Annotated in this window: 24 protein-coding genes; 4 read left to right on the forward strand and 20 right to left on the reverse strand. The window is 30.9% G+C overall.

All coding sequences use genetic code 11. The features are described 5' to 3' along the window. Positions 1-4: 4 nt before the first annotated feature. The 10 genes from kdpA to UEQ13_RS15525 form a co-directional block, all read right to left on the reverse strand. The gene (kdpA, locus tag UEQ13_RS12185; RefSeq protein ID WP_329806620.1) at positions 5-1,726 is read right to left on the reverse strand and encodes a potassium-transporting ATPase subunit KdpA; all 1,722 of its coding nucleotides are present in this window, start codon (positions 1,724-1,726) and stop codon (positions 5-7) included. A 121-nt stretch (positions 1,727-1,847) separates the two neighbouring features. Further along, the gene (kdpF, locus tag UEQ13_RS12190) at positions 1,848-1,925 is read right to left on the reverse strand and encodes a K(+)-transporting ATPase subunit F (RefSeq protein ID WP_091314114.1); all 78 of its coding nucleotides are present in this window, start codon (positions 1,923-1,925) and stop codon (positions 1,848-1,850) included. 112 nt (positions 1,926-2,037) lie between these two features. Next, complete coding sequence (locus UEQ13_RS12195) at positions 2,038-2,319, reverse strand: DUF7674 family protein (protein ID WP_329806621.1); 282 nt, start codon at positions 2,317-2,319, stop codon at positions 2,038-2,040. Positions 2,320-2,485: 166 nt separating this feature from the next. Continuing rightward, entirely contained in the window at positions 2,486-3,826 is a 1,341-nt protein-coding gene (locus UEQ13_RS12200) for a sigma-54-dependent transcriptional regulator (protein ID WP_329806622.1), read from the reverse strand. 105 nt (positions 3,827-3,931) lie between these two features. Then, positions 3,932-4,294, reverse strand: a complete 363-nt coding sequence (locus tag UEQ13_RS12205; protein WP_329806623.1) for a hypothetical protein — start codon at positions 4,292-4,294, stop codon at positions 3,932-3,934. 12 nt (positions 4,295-4,306) lie between these two features. Further along, entirely contained in the window at positions 4,307-6,577 is a 2,271-nt protein-coding gene (locus UEQ13_RS12210; protein ID WP_329806624.1) for a cation:proton antiporter, read from the reverse strand. A 477-nt stretch (positions 6,578-7,054) separates the two neighbouring features. After that, the gene (locus tag UEQ13_RS12215) at positions 7,055-7,711 is read right to left on the reverse strand and encodes a LytR/AlgR family response regulator transcription factor (RefSeq protein WP_329806625.1); all 657 of its coding nucleotides are present in this window, start codon (positions 7,709-7,711) and stop codon (positions 7,055-7,057) included. Positions 7,712-7,739: 28 nt separating this feature from the next. Next, positions 7,740-8,480 (reverse strand): histidine kinase, encoded by a 741-nt coding sequence (locus UEQ13_RS12220; RefSeq protein WP_329806626.1) that lies wholly within the window; start codon positions 8,478-8,480, stop codon positions 7,740-7,742. A gap of 106 nt (positions 8,481-8,586) precedes the next feature. After that, on the reverse strand, positions 8,587-8,781 hold the full coding sequence (locus UEQ13_RS12225; protein WP_329806627.1) for a hypothetical protein: 195 nt from the start codon (positions 8,779-8,781) through the stop codon (positions 8,587-8,589). A 62-nt stretch (positions 8,782-8,843) separates the two neighbouring features. Then, positions 8,844-8,981, reverse strand: a complete 138-nt coding sequence (locus UEQ13_RS15525) for a DUF6371 domain-containing protein (protein WP_407934662.1) — start codon at positions 8,979-8,981, stop codon at positions 8,844-8,846. A gap of 302 nt (positions 8,982-9,283) precedes the next feature. Here UEQ13_RS15525 and UEQ13_RS12230 point away from each other — a divergent pair, with 302 nt between their 5' ends. From UEQ13_RS12230 to UEQ13_RS12245, 4 genes are read left to right on the forward strand one after another with little or no spacing between them, the layout of a single operon-like run. Beyond that, a complete protein-coding gene (locus UEQ13_RS12230; protein WP_329806628.1) occupies positions 9,284-10,183 on the forward strand; it encodes a MerR family transcriptional regulator in 900 nt (299 codons plus the stop codon). Between the two features lie 34 nt (positions 10,184-10,217). After that, positions 10,218-11,678: a phytoene desaturase family protein gene (locus UEQ13_RS12235; RefSeq protein WP_329806629.1), complete on the forward strand. Its 1,461-nt coding sequence runs from the start codon at positions 10,218-10,220 to the stop codon at positions 11,676-11,678. Position 11,679: 1 nt separating this feature from the next. Continuing rightward, the gene (locus UEQ13_RS12240) at positions 11,680-12,519 is read left to right on the forward strand and encodes a phytoene/squalene synthase family protein (protein ID WP_329806630.1); all 840 of its coding nucleotides are present in this window, start codon (positions 11,680-11,682) and stop codon (positions 12,517-12,519) included. Positions 12,520-12,578: 59 nt separating this feature from the next. Further along, positions 12,579-13,025, forward strand: coding sequence for a sterol desaturase family protein (locus tag UEQ13_RS12245; protein WP_329806631.1), 447 nt, complete (start codon positions 12,579-12,581; stop codon positions 13,023-13,025). A 54-nt stretch (positions 13,026-13,079) separates the two neighbouring features. On the opposite strand, the gene UEQ13_RS12250 is transcribed toward UEQ13_RS12245, so the two are convergent. The 10 genes from UEQ13_RS12250 to UEQ13_RS12295 all read right to left on the reverse strand — a co-directional run bounded on the left by UEQ13_RS12250 (position 13,080) and on the right by UEQ13_RS12295 (position 23,825). Further along, complete coding sequence (locus UEQ13_RS12250) at positions 13,080-14,714, reverse strand: ABC-F family ATP-binding cassette domain-containing protein (RefSeq protein ID WP_166124754.1); 1,635 nt, start codon at positions 14,712-14,714, stop codon at positions 13,080-13,082. A gap of 106 nt (positions 14,715-14,820) precedes the next feature. After that, positions 14,821-15,021: a DUF2007 domain-containing protein gene (locus UEQ13_RS12255; protein ID WP_329806632.1), complete on the reverse strand. Its 201-nt coding sequence runs from the start codon at positions 15,019-15,021 to the stop codon at positions 14,821-14,823. An 85-nt stretch (positions 15,022-15,106) separates the two neighbouring features. Further along, a complete protein-coding gene (locus tag UEQ13_RS12260) occupies positions 15,107-15,913 on the reverse strand; it encodes an alpha/beta hydrolase (RefSeq protein ID WP_329806633.1) in 807 nt (268 codons plus the stop codon). A gap of 10 nt (positions 15,914-15,923) precedes the next feature. Continuing rightward, complete coding sequence (locus tag UEQ13_RS12265) at positions 15,924-16,538, reverse strand: DEAD/DEAH box helicase (protein WP_329806634.1); 615 nt, start codon at positions 16,536-16,538, stop codon at positions 15,924-15,926. Positions 16,539-16,656: 118 nt separating this feature from the next. After that, a complete protein-coding gene (locus UEQ13_RS12270; protein WP_329806635.1) occupies positions 16,657-17,820 on the reverse strand; it encodes a sigma-54-dependent transcriptional regulator in 1,164 nt (387 codons plus the stop codon). 500 nt (positions 17,821-18,320) lie between these two features. Then, positions 18,321-19,637 carry an ABC transporter permease gene (locus tag UEQ13_RS12275; protein ID WP_329806636.1) on the reverse strand — a complete coding sequence of 439 codons (1,317 nt, stop codon included), beginning with the start codon at positions 19,635-19,637 and terminating at the stop codon, positions 18,321-18,323. 178 nt (positions 19,638-19,815) lie between these two features. Beyond that, on the reverse strand, positions 19,816-20,733 hold the full coding sequence (locus UEQ13_RS12280) for an ABC transporter ATP-binding protein (RefSeq protein WP_329806637.1): 918 nt from the start codon (positions 20,731-20,733) through the stop codon (positions 19,816-19,818). Positions 20,734-20,937: 204 nt separating this feature from the next. Next, entirely contained in the window at positions 20,938-22,053 is a 1,116-nt protein-coding gene (dnaJ, locus tag UEQ13_RS12285) for a molecular chaperone DnaJ (RefSeq protein ID WP_329806638.1), read from the reverse strand. Positions 22,054-22,128: 75 nt separating this feature from the next. Continuing rightward, the gene (locus UEQ13_RS12290) at positions 22,129-22,665 is read right to left on the reverse strand and encodes a nucleotide exchange factor GrpE (RefSeq protein WP_329806639.1); all 537 of its coding nucleotides are present in this window, start codon (positions 22,663-22,665) and stop codon (positions 22,129-22,131) included. A 254-nt stretch (positions 22,666-22,919) separates the two neighbouring features. Further along, a complete protein-coding gene (locus UEQ13_RS12295; RefSeq protein ID WP_329806640.1) occupies positions 22,920-23,825 on the reverse strand; it encodes a TIGR01777 family oxidoreductase in 906 nt (301 codons plus the stop codon). Positions 23,826-23,901 lie beyond the last annotated feature (76 nt).

Raw genomic sequence — 23,901 nt, forward strand, 5'->3', positions numbered from 1 at the left:
AAAATTATTTTATTGTAAAATATTCTGCTAATGGACCTAAAGCCAAAGCGGGAAAGAAAGAAAGTGCCGCAATAATTGCAATTACAGCGAAAACCATAATTCCGAAAATAGTCGTATCTGTTTTTAAAGTTCCTGCACTTTCTGGAATGTATTTTTTACTAGCTAATAATCCAGCAATCGCAAGTGGACCGATAATTGGTAAAAATCTTCCTAATAGTAATACAATTCCTGTTGTGATATTCCAAAACGGATTGTTATCACCTAAACCTTCAAAACCAGAACCATTATTGGCAGAACTTGAGGTAAACTCATATAACATTTCTGAAAACCCGTGATTACCTGGATTATTTAGCCAACCTGTTGCATTTCCGCCAAACCAATACCCCATTGGAGTATCATTAGCAGCAAAATAAGAAGCTAAAGCTGTTCCAGATAAAATCAATAACGGATGAAGAATCGCAATAAAAGCCGCAATTTTAACTTCTCGAGCTTCGATTTTCTTTCCTAAAAACTCAGGCGTTCTACCAACCATTAAGCCCGAAATAAATACCGCAAGAATGATGAAAATATAAAAGTTCAACCAACCTACTCCACAGCCTCCATAAAAGGCATTTACCATCATAGACAATAATTGCATGGAACCAGAGATTGGCATAGAACTGTCGTGCATACTATTTACTGAACCTGTTGAAATTACTGTTGTAGCAATACTCCAAAAACTTGAAATAGCAGGACCAAATCGCACTTCTTTACCTTCCATAGCTCCTGTAGTTTGGGTAATTCCCATTCTTTCAATAGCTGGATTTCCGTTTAACTCGGATGTCATGGTTGGAATAACTAAGAGTAAGAAACCGATTGTCATTACTCCAAAAACGACGTAAGATAATTTTCGTTTTTTAAGATAAAATCCTAAAGCAAAAATCATGGCAAATGGAATAATTAGTTGCGCCCAAAGTTCCACTGCATTAGTAAGGTACGTTGGGTTTTCTAAAGGATGTGCCGAATTCGCTCCGAAAAAACCACCTCCATTTGTACCAATATGTTTAATACTAATAAATGTCGCTGCTGGACCACGAGAAACCTCAACAGTATCACCTTGTAAAGTTGTAATTTTATCTTTACCTTCAAATGTCATTGGTGTGCCACTGAAAATCAATACAACAGCAACAATGGCTGAAAGTGGTAATAAAATACGAGTACAACTTTTGATAAAGTAATTATAGAAATTACCTAAATGTTCGGTTGTTCTTTCTTTCATGGCGTTGAAAACCATTGCTGCAGCTGCCATTCCTACACCAGCTGAAACAAATTGTAAAAACATCAACATTAATTGTCCTAGATAAGACAAGCCTGATTCACCAGAATAATGCTGTAAATTACAATTTACTACGAATGAAATAGCTGTATTAAAAGCTAAATCGGGACTCATTGAAGGATTTCCATCTGGGTTGAGTGGTAAATTTCCTTGAAAAAGTAAAACAAAAAAACAAAGAATAAACCATCCTAAATTGACACTTAAAAGTGCTTTTAGATGTTGTTTCCAATTCATTTCTTCTTTATCATTGATACCACTTATTTTAAAAATAAAGCGTTCAATGGGATTAAAAATGAAATCTAAAAACGTTTTGTCTCCTAAATATACTTTTGCTATATATTTTCCAACAGGAATAGCTAAAACTATAGTTAGAAGAAAAACTGTTACGACTCCAAAAATTTCTGTGTTCATAATTAATTATTTGTTATTTAATAAAATTTTGGCTTTCATATAAACAAAGTAAACCATCGCAAATGCTAATAACCATGCAAAAGCAATTAGTATAATTTCTTTAAGATTTGCCTTGTTCATTTTAAAATTTTTCAGGTTTAATTAAAACATAAACCAAATAGCCAAAAACGGCTAAAGCGACAATAAATAGTGCTATCATAATTTAAATTTTTTCAAAAAATTCGACCGATTTAAAAAAGATTGCAAAAAGGAAAATTCCTAATGCGAGTAAGAGAATTGTACTTATCATATAATGGATTTAAAATTAGAATTTAAGCGGAAATGGCATTAATTTGCTTCACATATTCTGCTTTTAGAGTTTTAGGAAATAAATTTGAAATGCTACAATGGCGAATTTCCATGAATGAGGAAACAGAATAGATGTAAACCGTTGCAATCACTTCTTGAGTTTCCTTACTTCCTGTTACTAAAAGATTTTCAGCAATGTTTAAGAGTTTCTTTGCTCTTGAAATGTTTCCCGAAACAATAGCTTTGTTGGTAAGCTCTGCAAAACGTTCGGCTTGTTTGTAAATGGTTTTTATTTTAGTTTTCATAGTGATGAATTTATTTATTCTTCATCGCTACTGCCAAAATGTATTCCATAAATAAAACAAAACAAGTAAACCACTGTAAAACAATTAGATATTAGTTCTTACACAAGTTCATGCCAATAAAAAAGCCTATCAAAATGATAGGCTTTTATTAAAATGATAAGATGTTCTATTGAATATTATATTCGTCTAATTTTCTATATAAAGTAGCAATACCAATTTCGAGCAATCTGGCAGTTTCAGCTTTATTACCTTTGGTATGATTTAAAACTTTTTGAATATGTAATTTTTCCACACTATTCATAGAAAACGCCGACATCGATTTGGTAGAATTATCCGATTGATGTTGCATTTCGTAAGGCAGAACATCAACGGTTAATATGTCGCCATTAGCTAATATTACGGCTCTTTCAATCACATTTTTTAGCTCACGTACATTTCCAGGCCAATGATATACTTCTAATTTGTGAAGAAAGTTATCATCTACTTGTAAAGTTTTTTTGTTGATAGAAGACGAAAATTTATCTACGAAGAAATGAACTAAAGGTGCAATATCCTTAACCCGTTCTCGTAATGGTGGAATATTGATTTCAAAAATATTTAATCGGAAATACAAATCGGAACGAAAACGATGTGCTTCGCTTTCTTCCTTTAAATTTCTATTAGTAGCAGCAATTAAACGGAAATTTGATTTTTTTGGAGTTGTATCACCAATTGGAATAAACTGATTGGTTTCTAACACACGAAGTAATTTAGCTTGTAATTCTAAAGGCATTTCTCCAATTTCATCTAGAAAAAGAGTTCCGTCATTGGCTTCTTCTATAAATCCTTTTTTGTCTTTTGTAGCTCCAGTAAACGCACCTTGCTTGTGTCCGAATAATTCACTCTCTAAAATCTCTTTACTGAAAGTACTACAATTTAGAGCCACAAATGATTTATTGGCGTGTGTACTATTTTCGTGAATGGCTTGTGCAAAAACTTCTTTTCCAGTTCCCGTTTCACCAGTTAATAACACGGTTGAGTTGGTTTTTGCTACTTTTTTAGCCAAATCAATAACTTGTTCAAGGGCTTTAGATTTACCTATAATTGTATCGAAAGAATAGGTATCAGAAATTCTTTTTTCGAGTTGTTTTACTTTCTTTTGTAATTGTACTTTTTCAATTGCTTTGTAGAGTAATGGAATAATTTTGTCATTATCATCGCCTTTTACAATATAATCAAAAGCGCCATTTTTCATAGCTTGAACGCCATCTGAAATATTGCCATAAGCCGTTAAAAGAATCACTTCTGTAAGTGGAAAATTAGCTTTTATTTTTTGAAGAAAATCAACCCCATTTCCATCTGGAAGTTTTACATCACAAAGCACTACATCAATATTGTTTTGCTCCAATTTTTTTAAACCTGATTTTAAATCTGGTGCTTCAATGACTTCAAATCCTTCTGATTTTACAATTCGACCAAGAAGTCCACGAAGTTTTTCTTCGTCATCAATTATTAAGATATTTTTCAAAAGGATGGTTGTTATATTTATTGCAAAATTAGAGATATATTTTTAAAACTAACATAAATGTGATTTTAAAATATAAAGAGCAAAAAATAATGTTAACTTATTTGTTTATGAAAATTTATAACCCAATCCGAAAGACCATAATTGGCTATTTTTAGAATCAAAACCGTAATATGGCGCAATAAAGTTCCATTTTTTATATTCGATTATTGGTGAAAAACCCAATCTCGGCATCACTTTATCATCTAACATTATTAAAGATGGAAAAGCACCCATTCCTATTTTAAAGTTGCTACTTAACTTATATTTAAAACTTGGTCCACCCACATGAAGTGCAACAATTCTTTCATTATAAGACAAACCTAAAATTCCTTCAAACCCGGCTTCGATTTTATTTTCTGATTTTACTTTTTCTTCTGTTTGAGCAATACTTACAACAGAAAACAAAAGGACTAAAAACATAACTTTCATTATTCTAACACATTAAGGTTTTACAATTAAAATAGTTGGTGTATTGTTCAACCAAACGCTTTGTGCATCTACTTGTTTTTTCCAACTATCTAAACTAATTATCATTAGATCTTGTTGGTCTAAGAACTCTTTTCTGATAGTTCTATCTTGCATAATCATAATGTGATTTGGAGCTACTTGTTCAATCGCACGAACACTTTCTTGAATCGTAATATTACTTTTCACCTGTTCTAATACATCTGAAATAACTATCTGAGAACCATTATTGTGAATCATTTTTTGAGCATATTCTAATAAAAAGGCATCTTCTTTACCAAATATTGGAATAAAAATATTTTCAATTTTTTCTAAACCTTTATCTACTAAAATTCCAACTGACATTTTAGTATTCGCGATAATTTGTCGGGTATTTTCATCGAAAGGAGAATTTTCAAACAAGCGTTCCTTCCCTGTTAATTTGTCAATAAATCGATCAGGATTGATGATTTGAGACGTGAATCCTAATACTTTACCTAATAGCGTTCCTTCAAAAATAGACTGACCAAAACCTACTAACAATAAATCATATTCGCCTTGATTAGCGGTTTCAATAATATCGGAATTGATATCGTTGGACAATTTGAAAACGGTAAATACTTTCTGATCTAAAACTTCTGATTCGGCTAAGATGGGTAAGAAAGTATCTTTCTCATAATGTTTCAAATCAAATGAGTGTAATTCCGAACTCATTCCTAAATGCATTGTTGTAACTACAGTGTTTTCCGTTTGTTTTTTTACTAAACCATTCGCTACTTTCAGCAATTTTTTCCCTTTATTAGCGGTGTCAAATGAAATTAAAACCTTGTATTTACTTTTATCTCCAATAGTTTCAGGAACAAAACTTGTTTTCGTTTTAAATACATAATTAATTAAATCTAAAGCTGGACCTGTCATAAAGGTTGTAACTAAAGCCATAATGACCATCATGGTAAAAATCTCATTAGACAATACACCTAAATCGTAACCAATATTTAGAACTACCAATTCCATTAAACCTCTGGTATTCATTAATGCTCCAATGGATAAGCTGTCCTTCCAATTGTGTCCTACAAATTTCGCAGCTAGCGCACTTCCGAAAAATTTACCAACCACAGCTACTAATATAATAACACCAGTCATTTGCCATAAACTTACATCATTCAACAAACCTATTTGGGTACGTAAACCTGTGAATACAAAAAATAAAGGCAATAATAAAATCACTGAAACGTCTTCCACTTTTTCAATAAATATGGTTCTGAACTTCGCGCTTTCTGGCATAATCGCACCCGCCATAAACGCTCCGAATAAGGCGTGGATTCCAATAATTTCTGAAGCATAAGAAGATAATAATAAAGTCAAAAAGAAAATAGCCACAATAGGTTTATTCAAACTTTCTTTGGTTTTATTGATATCGGCAACGCGTTTTAAAAAAGGTCGTACTACTTTCAACATTAGCAACACATATAAAAGTGCCAAACCAATTACATATAACGAACTAGTAAAAGAACCTGCTTTTACAATCGCAATAACAGCTGCTAAAATACACCAAGCCGTAATATCATCGGCGGCAGCACAAGTAATTACAATCGTTCCTAATCGGGTTTTATGAATGTTTCTTTCTTGTACGATTCTTGCCAAAACAGGAAAAGCGGTAATACTCATCGAAATTCCTAAGAACAATCCGAATGAAGTAAATTCAACACCTTGAGGAGCAAATGATTTATAAATATAAAAAGCCAATCCCATTCCTAAAGCAAACGGAATAATAATACTGGCGTGACTAATCACAACTGCATCGTGTGCTTTGTTTCGTAAGGCTTTTAGGTCGAGTTCCATACCAATTACGAACATGAAAAGTATTAAACCAATCTGACTTAAAAATTGTAAATTCCCTAACGATTCTTTCGGAAATAACAATCCCGAAACCTCTGGGAAATACATACCAACTAAAGAAGGTCCTAAAACAATACCTGCAATTATTTCTCCTACAACAGATGGCTGCCCAATTTTTCTACACAACCAGCCAAACAAACGCGCCACTAAAATAATAGTGATAATTTGAATCAATAGTATCGATAACGGATGTTGCAAATTATGTTGCATGGTAACCAAAAAATCATCCCAATGATTTGAATTAGTAACATGTGGAACTATATTCTGACCTTCCTCTAACTTTTTCCCATTGCTAATTATAGCATAGATTAATGTTGAAAACCCACCTATAATTACCAAATAAAAAAACGAATTCTTTAACTTTTGCATACTTTTTAAATTTCGATTATCACTAATTTGATACAAATATGGGAAGTGTTTTTGGAGTATGAAAATCCTTTTTAATGTATTGTAATAAGATGGGGAAACTTTGTAATAAAATTTTTTAAACACATAGGAACATAGGTTAGATTGTGGGTAAAGTCGCTCCGCTCAACAAAGACCACATAAGATAGGAACGCAGATTTATCGGATTGTTGTTTCTTTGTATTGTGGTTATGGTTACGCTGAAAATTTTCTTTGTATTGCGATGAGGGATTTCACGCAGATTGAAAGGTTTAAAAGTATTAGCACGGTAGCGGTGAATTTTGAATTGTGGAAGTGGATTGTGTAAGATCCTGAAACGAGTTCAGGATGACAAACTAAACGCAAACCAAAATCCTTTTAATCCTTTAAATCTGCGTGCAAAAAAAATCACACAAACCACTTCGGTAATCCACTTATCCCTTTTACCAAATCTCTCAAAATCTAAACCCCAACCAACCTCAAAAACCCACCACTATACGTTTCACTCAACGCCACTCGAATAAAAGCATCCGTTTTATCTTGCAATGAAAGTGTGATTTCGTTATGTGTGTAATGCTTCACTTGAGAAATCGCAATTATTTCTTTTTTATTGACCCTACAAAAAACATTTTCGGGAAGTTGGTGTAATAACGTTACGAAATTTATATTCTTCAGAAGCACCACACTTCCATCGGAAAGAAATGCTTCTTTATCCCTACTATCTTGCTCCGCAGCTTTTATATAAGCCAACTGATTGATGTAAACAATTCCTTTTCCTTTATCGGTATTCAAAGTAATAAAAGCATTGTTTTGAAGATGGCTTTTATGTTTGTCAATGGCTTTCAGGACTGCTTTTTGCAAGCGTTCTTTGGTAACAGGTTTCGTAATATAATCTACCACATCAATATCAAAAGCCTCTGAGGCGTAATCTTTATATGCTGTGGTGAAAATGACCAATTTGTTTTGAAGTTGGCTGGCCAATGTTAAACCGTCCATGCCCGGCATTTCAATATCGGTAATACACAAATCGAAAGGTATTAAAGGTATTTCTTCAAGTAACTTTTCTGGATTATTAAACACTTTAACTATTTCCAATGCTTCAATTTCTTCGCAAAGCATTTTCAAATAGGTTAATCCTGGTAGTTCATCATCCAGCAGTATGCATCTGAGTTTTGTGGTCAAGGAGATTTATTTTTAAATGAGCAGTATAAATGTTGTTTTCTACCAATCGGTCGAGTTTGTATTGGTTTTTGTAAATAATCTTTAAACGTTGGTCGAGTGTATTCGTACCTAAACCGCTACGGTCTTTTTTCATCGCTTTTTTATCCGATACTTTATTCGAAACCGTTAACATAAAGCAATCATTTTTAAATTCAAAAATTACGGTAATGAATGCGTCAGGACTTTGTAAATCGGCATGTTTAAAAGCATTTTCAATTAAATCTATAGATAATAAAGGTGCCAATAATGCTTCTTCCAGCAACTTTTCATTTTCGTTAATTTTAGTTTTTACCGTTAACTCAAAAAGCGGACTTAATTTGATTTTATTAATCTCAATCAAATTTAAAGCAAAAGCGATTTCATCTTTGGGTGTTACCCATTTTTGCTGACTGTCATATAAAATATAATCCAACACATTCGCCAATTTATCTAAGGCAAAATAAGTTTGATACGCATGAGACTGAATGGAATTCAGAATGTTTTTAAATAAATGTGGATTTAATCGAGATTCTAAACTATCTAGTTGTAAACCATTTACTTTAGTTTCCAACGTAGTGAATTTCTGTTGCAATTCTTCTCTATTGCTTTCAGAAGCTTTAAGTTTCCAAATTAGAAATACAATCACCAGCAGAAATCCCGCTATAAGTATTGCGGTAGTAAAATCCATATAACTGTTCAATATTAAACTACAAATGTATAGTTTTTTTTATAAAATAAATTTATAGTTACGTCGATTTACAACATATAAATCATATAAGTTTTTAAACACATGGTTAAATAGGCTTAATTAAATCAATATAGACACCTGCTAAATCAGTTCCAGTTTTGTAATCAGAATTTTCAAGCCAATTATTTACTTCAATTTTATATCCAATAAAATTGAATCCTGTTGGTTTATTATACCAATCTTCATATTCACTTTTGTTTGGAAAAACTACAATATTGTATTCTTTATTTGGATGAAGCATATCATCTTTTAAACGACTCTTCTCTCCTGTTGTTATTCAAATATACTCGGGTTTAAATAAACTCATAACAATAGCTGTTTTTTTTCAGATGCTACAATTGCAATAGTTTTGCAAAATAAATTTTCAATTAAGTGTAATCCAAATAAACATTGACAAATATTAAAGTGTTTGTGATGCAAAACAGTTATGACACTCTGAATTAAAGATTTTCCATTTTAATCTTCATATCGTTTTCAAGAATCGCTAACATAGTGTATTACTTTACCGTGTCATACACTTTGCAAATTATCAATCTGTAAAAATGGATTTTAAGAACTGTACAAAAGTATTTTCTTTGTAATTGCGACCACTTTGACTTATTAAATCGTAATTATGTAAATTTGGTTTGAGTTTCGAATCCCATTTTAATCACTTACAAAATCTTGTTTTATCAGGATTTTTTCTTTTTTTATAGTTCGTTTGATTTTTTTACATATATTTGTTTAAACTTTTGAAGAAAAAGATGAACAATATAAAATCTACATTCAGCATTAAAGACTTAGAAAACCTTTCAGGTATCAAAGCACATACCATCCGAATTTGGGAAAAAAGGTATGACTTGCTAGAACCTATGCGCACTGATACCAATATTAGATCATATGATGTTCGAAATTTACAAAAACTTTTAAATGTTGTTTTGCTTACAGATTTTGGCTATAAAATTTCTAAAATCTCTAAACTTAATCAAGAAGAAATTGAAAAATTTGTTTTAAAAATTCAAACTGAGAAAACAATAAACAACCATGTTTTAAGTAATTTTAAAATGGCCATGTTAAATTTTGATCAGTCTCTATTTGTTAAAACTTATAATGAGCTTTTAAGCAACAAAAAGTTTAGTGAAATATTTTATGAAACTTTTATTCCATTATTAGAAGAAATTGGTGTTTTATGGACTACCAACACCATAACACCAGCACATGAACATTTTATTTCTCATCTAATAAAACAAAAAATATTAATTGAAATAGAGAAATATCAAATTTCACAAAAAGATATATCTGACAAAACCTATATATTATACTTACCTTTCAACGAAATACACGATTTAGGTTTATTATTTCTACACCATGAAATCATTACCAAAGGACATCATTCTGTATATTTAGGTAGAAGTTTACCTATTGAAAATTTAATAGAACTTAACAATCATTTCAAAAAGATAACCTATATAACGTACTTAACGGTAGAACCAAATGAAGATGAAATTGATAATTACTTAAACGATTTCAACAATACCATTTTAAAAGATAATACTAATGAATTACTTATTTTCGGAAGAAAAGCTAAAACTTTAGAAAACGAGAAACTACCTAAAAACATTAAATCAATTGAAAATATTCACGATTTTATTGCTACACTATAAACCTATATTTGTCAAAATTTATAAATAAAAATATATGCCAAAAACAATACAAATAATAGGATCTGGTTTTTCATCTTTAGCAGCTGCTTGTTATTTAGCTAAAGCAGGAAATAATGTTACTGTATTTGAAAAAAATAACAGCTTAGGTGGTCGTGCCAGACAATTTTCTGAAAAAGGATTTACTTTTGACATGGGGCCATCTTGGTATTGGATGCCTGATGTTTTTGAAAGTTTTTTTGCTGATTTTGGTAAAAAACCTTCAGATTATTATAGTTTAGAAAAGTTATCTCCAGGTTATAGAGTGTTTTTTGAGAACAACGAACATTTTGATGTTTCAGACGATTTGAATACGATTATTTCCGACTTCGAGAAAATAGAAAAAGGCAGTGGAAAACAATTAGAAAAATTCATTTCTAACGCAAAAAGCAATTATGAAATTGCTATAAAAGATTTGGTTTACCGACCAGGAGAAAGTATTTTAGAATTGATAACTCCACAAACTGCCTTAAAATTAGATCAGTTTTTTTCCAACATTAAAAGAGATGTTCGAAAGAAAATTAAAAATAAAAACTTACAACAAATTTTAGAATTTCCTGTGCTGTTTTTAGGTGCAAAACCTTCAGACACACCTTCTTTTTATAACTTTATGAATTATGCCGATTTCGGATTAGGAACTTGGCAACCAAAGAATGGCTTTTTCGATGTGATTGAAGCCATGATTAAGCTTGGAACAGAATTAGGTGTTACGTATCAAACCAATGCAAACATTGAAGAAATCATAGTAGAAAATAATAAAGCTGTCGGAATCAAAATAAATAAAGAAATTTTAAATGCTGATATCGTACTTTCTGGAGCTGATTATCATCATACAGAAACCTTAATACCAAAAGAAAACCGTCAATATTCTGAAGCATATTGGGATAAAAAAACATTTGCCCCTTCTTCCCTATTGTTTTATGTTGGGTTCGATAAAAAGTTACAAAACGTTTGTCATCATAATTTATTTTTCGATTCAGATTTTGAAAAACATGCTATTGATATTTACGACAATCCGAAATGGCCAGAAGAACCCTTGTTTTATGCAAATTTCACATCAATAACAAATGAACATACTGCACCAGAAGGTTGCGAAAACGGCTTCTTTTTAGTACCAATTGCGCCCGATTTAGAAGACAATGAAGCACTTAGAGAAATATACTTTGAAAAAATAATTTCAAGATTTGAAGCCATCACTAAACAAGACATTCGTAAAAACATTATCTTTAAGAAATCATTTTGTGTCAACGATTTTAAATCAGAATACAATTCATATAAAGGAAACGCATACGGAATGGCAAATACATTGTTACAAACTGCTGTTTTACGTCCGAATTTGAAAAGCAAAAAAGTTAAAAATTTATATTTCACCGGGCAATTAACTGTTCCGGGACCGGGAGTTCCACCAGCATTAATATCAGGGAAATTAGTCGCACAATTAATACAAAAATATCAATAAAATGAAGGCATTATTTGACACCGTTTCTTACGAATGTAGCGTACATGTTACAAAAGCATACAGCACCTCTTTTTCATCTGCTGTGAAAATGTTGGCGCCATCTATCCGTCAAGATATTTATAACATTTATGGATTTGTACGTTTTGCCGATGAAATTGTTGATAGTTTTCACGACTATAATAAATCGGAACTTTTTGAAAAATTTGAAATCGAATTAGACTATGCCATTAAAAATAAAATTAGTTTAAATCCGATATTAAATTCGTTTCAACATACCGTAAACAGACACCATATCAAACGAGAATTAATTGATGCTTTTATGAAAAGTATGAAACTCGATTTGGAGAAACAAGAATACAAAACAACAGAAGAATATCACGAATATATTTACGGAAGCGCTGATGTTGTTGGTTTAATGTGTTTGATGGTTTTTGTAAATGGAGATGAAAAAAAATACAATGATTTGAAAGATTCTGCCATGAAATTAGGTTCTGCTTTTCAAAAAGTGAATTTTTTAAGAGATTTAAAAGCCGATTTTGAAGGTTTAAACCGAACCTATTTTCCAAATACCGATTTAACAAAGCTAACAGAATCTTCAAAAAAAGAAATCATTGAAGATATTGAAAACGATTTCAAATTAGCTTATGAAGGCATTTTACGTTTACCAATTGAAGCTAAATTCGGAGTATATACGGCTTACCGTTATTATAAAAGATTACTTACTCGTTTAAAAGCAACGCCTTCAGCAGAAATAAAAAACACCAGAATTAGAGTACCAAATTATCAAAAAGCGGAACTTCTAGCGCGTTGTTATGTAAAATATAGATTAAATTTATTGTAAATTACGATTTACGATTTGAGATTTACGAAGTTGACAATTTAAATTAAAAAAATAAAATTATGTGGTTATATATTATAGTATTTATACTGACTTTTTTCGGAATGGAATTTATGGCGTGGTTTACGCACAAATACGTTATGCACGGCTTTTTATGGAACTTACACGCGGATCATCATAAAAAAGATCATGATTCATGGTTTGAAAGAAACGATACGTTTTTTATATTTTATGCAGTCGTAAGTATGACATTTTTCTTCTTATGGCAAAACGGAATTTTAGAAATTGGTTTAGCAATCGGATTAGGAATTTTCGCTTACGGATTAACTTATTTTTTAGTCCACGATATCTTCATTCATCAACGTTTTAAGTTATTTAGAAATGCCAATAACAAATATGCACGAGCTTTAAGAAGAGCGCACAAAATGCATCACAAACATTTAGGAAAAGACAAAGGCGAATGTTTCGGAATGTTATTATTTCCATTTAAACATTACAAAAACGCATAAAAAAAAGCTCCATCTGGAGCTTTTTTTTATCAATTAATTATTTCTTATTAATTACTATTTCTCAATTTCTCTTAAGTTTTCCATTTTCTTGTGTGCTAAGAAACCTTTAATATCTTCAAAATGTTCTTTCACACGCTTGTTTCCAAATTCGAAAACTTTTGTAGCTAAACCATCTAAGAAATCACGGTCGTGAGAAACTAAGATTAATGTTCCATCAAAATCACGTAACGCATCTTTAATGATATCTTTTGTTTTCATATCTAAGTGATTCGTAGGCTCATCCAAAATCAGAACATTTACGGGTTCTAATAATAATTTAATCATAGCCAAACGTGTTTTTTCTCCACCAGATAATACTTTAACTTTCTTTTGAATGTCGTCACCTTTAAACATGAAAGCACCCAATAAATCTTTAATTTTCGTACGAACATCTCCAACTGCAATTTGATCAATCGTTTCAAAAATAGTCATATCACCGTCTAATAACGAAGCCTGATTTTGAGCAAAATATCCAATTTGAGAATTGTGACCTACTTCTAATTTTCCACCATCAAAATCAATTTCTTTCATGATAGCTTTAATCATCGTCGATTTTCCTTCCCCATTTTTACCTACGAAAGCCACTTTTTGTCCACGTTCGATAACTAAATTGGCATCGTCAAAAACTACGTGATCACCATATTTTTTTCTTAAACCTTCCACAACCACAGGATATTGTCCTGAACGTGGCGAAGGTGGAAATTTTAATTTTAAGGCAGAAGTATCCACTTCATCCACTTCAATTGGAACAATTTTTTCCAACATTTTCACACGAGATTGTACGGATTCTGTTTTTGAAAAAGTTCCTCTAAAACGATCAATAAACGCCTGATTATCGGCAATGAATTTTTGTTGTTCGTCGTAAGCTTTTTGTTGGTGAATTCTTCTGTCTTTTCGTAATTCTAAATAATGAGAATACACCGCTTTATAATCGTAAATTCGTCCCATAGTCACTTCAATAGTACGATTGGTAATGTTATCTACGAAAGTTCTATCGTGAGAAATTACCATAACCGCTTTCGCTTGATTGATTAAGAAATCCTCTAACCACTGAATACTTTCAATATCCATGTGATTGGTTGGCTCATCTAATAGAATTAAATCGGGTTTTTTCAATAGGATTTTTGCCAATTCAATTCGCATTCTCCAACCACCAGAAAACTCAGAAGTATTTCTAGTAAAGTCTTCACGTTCAAAACCTAAACCTTTTAAAACTTTTTCTACTTCCGCTTCATAATTCACTTCTTCAATAGAATAGAATTTTTCAGAAAGTTCCGATACGCGTTCGATTAACTTCATATACTCGTCACTTTCATAATCTGTACGAACCGTTAATTGCTCATTAATTTCGTCAATTTCTTTTTTCATATCTAAAACATCAGCAAAAGCTTTTGATGCTTCTTCCATAACGGTACAATCGTCTGAAGTCAATAAATGTTGAGGCAAATAAGCAATTACAGCATCTCCAGGCGCAGAAATTGTACCACGAGTTGCTTTACTTTCACCTGCCACAATTTTTAATAATGTCGATTTTCCTGCACCATTTTTACCCATAAGGGCAATTTTATCATTCTCGTTAATAGCAAAAGTTACATCGCTAAAAAGGGTTGTTCCGCCAAATTCTACGGCTATATCGTTAACTGTAATCATTTTTTCTGTTTATAAGTTTATGTGTTTAGAAGATTAAAAGGTTTTGTAAAAAAGAAAATTACTAAATCCTTTTTACTTGGCTCTTTTTACTTGGCTCTTCACTAATTTACATATTCATTTTAAAATCCTCGATAGCATCGCGAACTTTCATAAAATCGTCTTCTTCAATAAATAATTCAATAATTGCTGCACTTCCAGAATTTTGTTTGTTTTCACGTTGTGTAACAGTTACATTACCTTTTTCAATAACCGTTTGTAAATTTTTGGCAATGCTTTCTTTTCCAGAAAAAATTTTAATAAGTCCCATGTATTTGTATTTGGATTTTCGAGGTGCAAAGATAGGATAATTAGTCAATTAGTCAATTAACAATGTGTCAATGAAAATTAAATTTTTATTTTAAAATTTCTTTCAATTCGAATAGAAATGTATCATTTTCATTAATACCCAAATGACCTTGATTTTCAAGAGAAAACAACTTGTCATTTGATTTTAAATTAGTTTTTAATTTCAATGAATTCTCGTACGGAATCACATAATCGATATCACCATGAAAAATATAAATTGGAGATTTTACCTTCTTTATAAATTCAAAAGTTGGGATTTTATATTTTATCGCAAAATTGGGGACAATTGGGAATTTATCCGTTGCTAAATCTTCTAAACAATAATATGGCGCTTGTAAAATAAGTGATTTAGGATTGTTTTTTGATGCTAAATAAGCTGCCATTCCAGAACCAATAGAATATCCAGTGATAACTATATTTTCTTCTTTATATTGTTTTTTCAATTGATTGTATGATGAAGAAATATCTGAAAACAATTGCGCTTCACTAGAAATTTCACCTTCACTTTTTCCGAATCCTCTATAATCTAAAATAAAAATATCGTAACCTAAATTAGTATAGTTTGAAGCGATACTTCCCCAAGTTTCAACTGTTCCAGCATTTCCATGCAAATAGAAAATTAATCCTTTTGGTTTTTCTGTTTTAAACAAAAGTCCGTGTAAATGAATATTGTCAGGAGTTTTAATGGTAATTTCTTGGTGGTTCTCTGAAAAAGTAAAATGATGGTTCTTTTCTAATTTATTCGCATGAAAAAACAAAGATTCCTGATTGAAATATAATAATCCAATAATGATTAGATATAAACCTCCAAAAATGGAAACTAAAATTTTTAAAAGTAACTTTATTTTTTGCATTGGAATGTTTCTAATCTTCCATCTCGAAGAAAAGTGGCTCAATCATTGTTCTATCAGCAACCGCTTCTACTCTATCAGAAATTTTGTTACAGAAAATCAATCGTTGTGATTTAGAAATACTTTCTGACATTCGATTGGTTTTCGCATCTAATCTAAGTTTAAACAAAATATCGGCGTCGTCAACAATAAACATAAGTAATTTATTTACATCAAATCCGGCAGTGGCAAACATTAAATCTAAACGATTTGGCGTTCCGATTAAAACATCAATTCCTAAAGAAATTTGGTTTTTGTCCCAATCCATATCACCTTTATCATGTGCGCCATACACTCGTAATTGCGTGTAACGGTTGTATTTTTTAAACATTTCAACCATTTCCAAAACCTTTTCTTTTGTTTCTACAACAATTAAAGCTCTTGGAGATTCCATAAATTGTTTTTCCAATCGTTGAATCACATTTAAAACAATGGTCGTAGATTTTCCTGATTTTTTTACGGATTGAATCACCGCATCAGCACCACTTTTTATAGTTGAAAAAGTTTCTTGTTGCATTTCGTTGGCTTCAATTAAACCGTTTTCAATTAATGCTTCCTGTAAAAGTGGGTTTATTTTTTTTAATTGCATTTTGTATTTTTATTTCGAAGAAATTCTCTAAAGTGTGTGCAAAGATACATAAAGAAAAACAAAAAAAGAGATTCACAATCATTTTGCGAATCTCTTTCTGTATTTTAAAGTAAAGAAATTATTTAGAAGCAAATAAATTCACATCTGATTCTGAAATTTCATGGTTTCCTAAGATGATTAAACGTTCCACTACGTTTCTTAATTCGCGGATATTTCCTGTCCAATCGTATTCTTGTAATAACTTTATCGCTTCTTTTGAAAAGATTTTTTTAGCGTTTCCTTGTTCTTCAGAAATTTTAGTTGTGAAGTGTTCAATTAACATTGGAATATCATCACGTCTATCATTTAAAGCTGGAACTTTAATCAAAATTACGGCCAATCTGTGATATAAATCTTCACGAAAACGACCTTCTGCAATTTCTAATTTTAAATCTTTATTTGTTGCCGCAATAACACGAACATCGACTTTAATATCTTTATCCGCACCAACTCTTTGAATTAAATTTTCTTGTAAAGCACGCAACACTTTGGCTTGCGCCGACAAACTCATATCGCCAATTTCATCTAAGAAAATAGTTCCACCGTTGGCAGCTTCAAATTTTCCTGCTCTGTCTTTCACGGCAGAAGTAAATGCACCTTTTACGTGTCCGAATAATTCACTTTCAATTAATTCTGATGGAATCGCAGCACAATTGACTTCAATAATTGCTTGCGAAGCACGATTACTATTATCATGTAATTGGTGTGCGACTAATTCTTTACCCGTTCCGTTTGGACCTGTAATTAAAACTCTAGCATCGGTTTGTGCTACTTTTTCAATCATAGTTTTAATATGAGAAATCGCTTCACTCTCGCCAATCATTTCGTAGTTTTTAGAAATCTTCTTTTTAAGAATTTTGTTTTCTACCACTAATTGTTTTTTATCTAAAGCGTTACGAACCGTGTTTAACAAACGGTTCAAATCTGGTGGTTTCGAGATATAATCAAAAGCACCTAAACGCATGGTGTTCACAGCAGTTTCTAAATCACCATGACCAGAAATCATCACCATTGGAATTTCAGGTTTGATTTTTTTGATAGCTTCTAAAACTTCCACTCCGTCCATTTTTGGCATTTTGATATCGCACAAAATTAAATCGAAATCTTCGTTTTTAACCATTTCAACACCTTGCAAACCATCTTCGGCTTCTTGCACCAAATACGTATCGCTTTCTTCCGATAATATTTTATTTAAAACGCGTCTAATTGGCGCTTCGTCTTCTATGATAAGGATTTTACTCATTCGATTTTTAAGGTAATGGATTAAGGTAAAAGGCTAGAGAATTCTCATAAACTTTTTAATTAAAATGATATAAAAATAAAGACAAAAACTGAAACGATTCCAATTAATTTAATTGTTTCAGATTTTATAATTTCTTTTAAAAAATCATTTGGAAAGTTTTGATTTTTAAAGTTATTATATTTTTTGTAGGACAAAAATAGAATTAGAAAAATAATTAGAAAAACAAAAGCAATAATGAAGTAAAAATCTATTTCAAATTTATTTAAAATCGTTTTTATAGAAGTATAATAAATAGGAAAAAACAAAAACAAAAATATTTTTTTTCTATCTTTTTCTTTAATTACTTGTAATTTATTAACAAATTCAAAATCTAACTTTTTCTCAGCTTTTTTAATTATATAATTTGAATAAATAAAACTAAAAGCTAAAATTATTGGTAACCCATAAACTAAAAAATCCATATCTTCTAAACTTTTAAACTAAAACCTTTTAAACTATTTTTAATATTTCAACCATTTATATAATTCTTTCCAAGTTGGTTTTTTACCATACATTAAAATACCTACTCGGTAAATTTTGCTGGCGAACCAAACTACTCCAACAAATGTACCAAATAATAAGATCAAAGAAACAATTATTTGCCAAGTTGGCACGCCAAACGGAATTCGCATCAGCATCACAATTGGTGACGTGAAAGGAATCATAGAAAAAATAGTCGCAATATTTCCATGTGGATCACTTGCTACGGTGAAAAATCCGATATAAACCCCTAACATTAAAGGCATTATAATTGGTAATAAAAATTGTTGTGAATCGGTTTCGTTGTCAACAGCTGCTCCAATTGCAGCATATAAAGAACTGTATAAGAAATAACCACCAATGAAATAGAAAATAAATGAAATGATGATTGTGGCTATTGGTAAATTTCCTAATTCATCTAAATACAAAGGCAATTTTGCCATTAAACCACTATTTTCAGCGGCTAATTTTACTGCTTCTGGATTGGTTTTCGCCATTGTACTTGCAGCGGTTTCGCCTCCAAAAAAGGTGGAAACAATAAAGAAAATTGAAGTTCCAACTATGGCCCAAATGGTAAATTGTAAAATTCCTGCTAATGAATTTCCAATAATTTTTCCCATCATTAACTGAAACGGTTTCACTGATGAAATAACAATTTCGATAATTCTGTTCGTTTTTTCTTCAATGACACTTCTCATCACAAAGTTTCCGTAAATGATAATGAACATCATAATTAAGTATCCAAAAAGAAAACCTAATCCGATTTTAATTTCATTAATTCCTTTTAAACTAACGTCTCCAGAATATTTACTCAATTTTAATGACGATTCAACTTTTGCTTTTTCAATTTTAACAACGTCTAAATTATTCGTTTTGAAATTATCTTGAGTTAAGATAGAATCTACTTTATTTTCGACATTTATTATAAATTCGGCACTGGCACTTTCATCAGAAATAAATTCTACTTTAGATTTTAAATCCTGAATAGTGGCTGTTTTTGGAATAAACAATAAACCTTCGTAGCTTTTACTTGCAGTATCTTTCGCCACATTAAAAGGCATCGCAGACAAATCTGTATAAGCCGTTTCTTTATCCGATTTTAAGCTGCTTTTTAAAATATTTCCTTGGTCGTAAATCGCAATTTTAGTCGCTTCATCTTTATTGATACTAGATAAATAGCCAATTAAAAACGACATTCCTAAGAAAATAAGTGGACTTAAAAAAGTCATTACGATAAAAGATTTGTTGCGCACTTTGGCAATAAATTCTCTTTGTATGATTAATACTAATTTGTTCATTTTATTTTTTGTTTCAAGTTTAAAGTTGTTTTGGTTTCAAATTATAAAAATTGTAAAGCAACTTATATTTATTTTAGTTCTCGATACAATTTTCGTTTCTCGTTCTCAAAAAACGAGAAACAAAAAATCACTCGAAGTGACGAATCTATTTATATTGATTTTTCTATTGCAATTGTAATTAACTAACAGTTTGAATAAAAATATCGTTTACACTTGGAATTTTTTCAGCGAAATGTGTTACTTGTCCGTTTTGAGATAAAATAGACAATAGTTCATTTGTAGTATGATTTCCTAATTGCACTTCTAGTTTTAAATCGTCATTCAATGATTTGAAGTCGGTTTGCCCGATAGTGAACTTTTGAGTCAACTGATACATTAAACCTTCTACATTTTGAGTCATTACTCCAACTTGGAACGTATTTGTTCTGAATTCACGTTTTACATCTTCTAATCTACCTTCGATTAATTTATTCGATTTATGAATTAAAGCAATGTAATCGCACATTTCTTCAACACTTTCCATACGGTGTGTAGAAAATATTATTGACGTTCCTTTTTTGTTTAATTCGATAATTTCATCCTTAATTAAATTCGCATTTACAGGATCGAAACCAGAAAAAGGTTCATCTAAAATTAATAATTTTGGATTGTGAAGTACGGTGACAATAAATTGTACTTTTTGCGCCATACCTTTAGAAAGTTCTTGCAGTTTTTTGTCCCACCACGTTTCAATTTCAAACTTTTCGAACCAATATTTAAGCTGTTTTTTAGCTTCTTGTTTGCTCATGCCTTTTAATTGCGCCAAGTACAAACATTGCTCGCCCACTTTCATGGATTTATATAAACCACGTTCTTCAGGCATATAGCCAATCATTGAAATATGATTTGGATTTAGTTTTTCACCATTTAAAATAATTTCACCAGCATCTGGCAAAGTAATTTGATTGATGATACGAATTAATGAGGTTTTTCCAGCTCCATTTGGTCCTAATAAACCATAAATACTTCCTTCAGGAACATTTAATGAAACGGAATTTAGCGCGGTATAATCGCCATATTGTTTCACTACGTTTTTAACTTCTAAAATATTATTCATTATATAGTATTTCTTTTCTTAGTTAGTATAGAATATAGGGATTTTGTTACATTTTTTTCAAACATTAAAGTAAATAAAAACTCAACTGATTTTAAAAAACAAATCCCATCCTTACTTTAAAAAATTAGGATGGGAAAAATTGCTATGAAAAAAACCTCAGCTTCATTAAAAAACTGATTATCAAATGTATGAAATATTTTTTATTTATGAGAACATATCTTTCACTTTTTCAAAAAACGATTTATCAGACTTTTCCGGATTTGGAATAAAGTTTTCGTCTTCAATCATTTTTTCGAAAAATTGTTTTTGTTCTTTGTTTAAGGTTTTTGGTGTCCAAACATTTACGTGAACTAGTAAATCTCCATTTCCGTAACTATTTAAACTTGGAATTCCTTTTCCTTTTAATCTAAGAATTTTTCCTGATTGAATACCTTCTTCTAATTTAATACGAACTTTTCCTGAAACCGTTTCTATTTCTTTTGAAATTCCTAAAGCTGCTTCTGGGAAACTTACATATAAATCGTAATGTAAATTTTCACCTTCACGCTTTAAAAACTCATGTTCAATTTCTTCAATAGCTACGATTAAATCACCTGGAATACTATTTTTTCCTGGCGCATCGTTTCCTTTTCCAGAAACTTTCAATTGCATACCATCAACAACACCAGCAGGAATTTTAATTGAAACCGTATCGTCATCTGTAATAAAACCTTGACTATCAGCATTGGCAGGTTTACTGTCAATCATTTGTCCGGCTCCACCACAATTAGGACAAGTTGCTGCAGTTTGCATACGACCTAAAATAGTGTTTGTCACACGCATTACTTGACCTTGACCATTACAAGTAGAACACGTTTTATAAGTTACACCAGCTGCTTGAACTTTACGTTTAACTTTTACTTTTTTCTCTACACCATTGGCAATTTCTTCTAAAGTAAGTTTTACTTTAATACGCAAATTACTTCCTTTCATTCTGCGTTGACCTCCGCCTCCGCCTCCGCCAAATCCGCCGAAACCACCACCGAAAATATCTCCAAATTGACTGAAAATATCGTCCATGTTCATATGATGACCACCGCCAAAACCACCATTACCATCAAAGGCTTGGTGACCATATTGGTCGTATTTAGCTTTTTTATTTGGATCACTTAAAACTTCATATGCTTCTGCACAAGTTTTAAAGTTTTCTTCAGCAGTTTCATCACCTGGATTTTTATCTGGATGATATTTAATTGCTTTTTTTCGGTAAGCTTTTTTTATTTCTTCAGGAGAAGCATTTCTTGCTATTCCTAATACTTCGTAAAAATCTTTTTTACTCATTTTTTTTAGTTTCAGGTTTCAAGTCATTTTTGTTTCAGGTTTTACCAAACTTGAAACTTTAAACTTGAAACAAAATTAATTACCTAAGATTACTTTTGGAAAACGAATAATTTTGTCACCTAATTTGTAACCTTTTTCAATTACATCAACAATTTTCCCTTTTAATTTAGGAGTTGGAGCTGGAATTTGAGTAATAGCTTCAGCAAAATCAGCATCAAATGCATCACCTGCTTTTATTTCAACAACTTCTAATCCTTTTGACATTAAAGTTGATTTTAATTTTTCATGAATTAATTCTACTCCTTTTACCAAAGCTTCATCTTCTGATTGAGACACTTGAGCCCAAGCTCTATCGAAATCATCTAATACTGGTAACATTGATTGTAAAATTTCTTGCCCAGCTGTTTTAAACAATTCAACACGTTCTTTTGAAGTTCTTTTTTTGTAATTTTCAAATTCTGCGTAAAGTCTTATGAATTTATCTTTTTGCTCTTGCAATTGATCTTCAACTGACACTTCTGGTTCATTATTTTCTTGAACATCTTGGTTTTCTACCACATTTTCATCCTGAATGATTTCCTTTTCGATGTTTTCAGTATTTTCTTGACTCATGATTGTATATTTTATTTTCAAATTCAGATTGCAAAAGTGTTGCCATTCTTTAATTTATGACACATTGTCAGTACTTTATTTTTTTATTTAAGGAGTTTTAGAAGAAAATTTAATATTTCTTTAAGAGTTTCTTCCAAATCAATTATTTAAATTTGGAAAAGTAAATCATAATTTATTTCATCTTAAATTATATAACTAAAAAGTGTTACGTTAAATGAAACGTAACACTTTTTTATTTTTAGTCTATTTTACTATTATTTCAGAAGATTCTGTAACGATTTATTCAACGATGCAAAATGAAATTGAAAACCAGCATCTAATATTTTTCTACAACTTACGTTTTGACTACTTGTTAAAATAATATGCATTTCACCTAAAAGTAAATTCAACATAAATTTTGGCACATTTGGCAGAAACAAAGGTTTGTTAATCGTTTTGGCGATAGCTTTTGTTAATTCTTCATTGCTTATTGGATAAGGAGAAACGGCATTGTAAACACCTTTTAAATTTGTATCTAAAATAAATTTAAAAATGCCAACCAAATCATCAACATGTATCCAAGAAACATATTGTTTACCAGATGATAAAACAGCTCCAAGACCATATTTAATTGGCTTTGTCATTTCAACTAATGCGCCTGATTCTTTGGCAAAAACAACACCAATTCTGACAATTGATACAGAAATTGACAGCGATTTAAATTGTTCGGCACTTTCTTCCCAAAGTTGTGTCACTTCACCAAGGAATGAATCGTCAATTTGAGTATTATTTTCGTGATAGATATAATTTAAATCGTTTGGATAAATACCAACTGCCGAAGCAGAAATAAATCGTGTGACATTATTTGGAATCTTTTTTAAGGTTTCGAAAATTAAATTCGCACCTTCCACTCTACTTTCAATAATTTCCTTTTTATAAGCTGTTGTCCATTTTTTTGAAATAGAAGCTCCAGCTAAATGTATAATTACGGAAACATCTTCAAATGCTTTGGTATCAATTTCACCCGTAGATGGATTCCAATAAAAGCCTTTGTAATTAAGATTGTCTTTTAATTTCGATTTAGAAGTAGATAAGTAATGTATTACATGATTGTCTGTATGAAGCAAGGCAACTAGTTTATTACCTACCAATCCAGTAGCACCTGTTATTAATACGTTCATTTCTATAAGATTTAGTATACAAATTTACAACATACTGACTGTTAACAACAAACATTAACTAAGATTAACTTACATT

The sequence above is a fragment of the Flavobacterium facile genome (genome assembly GCF_036321945.1).
Taxonomy (GTDB): domain Bacteria; phylum Bacteroidota; class Bacteroidia; order Flavobacteriales; family Flavobacteriaceae; genus Flavobacterium; species Flavobacterium facile.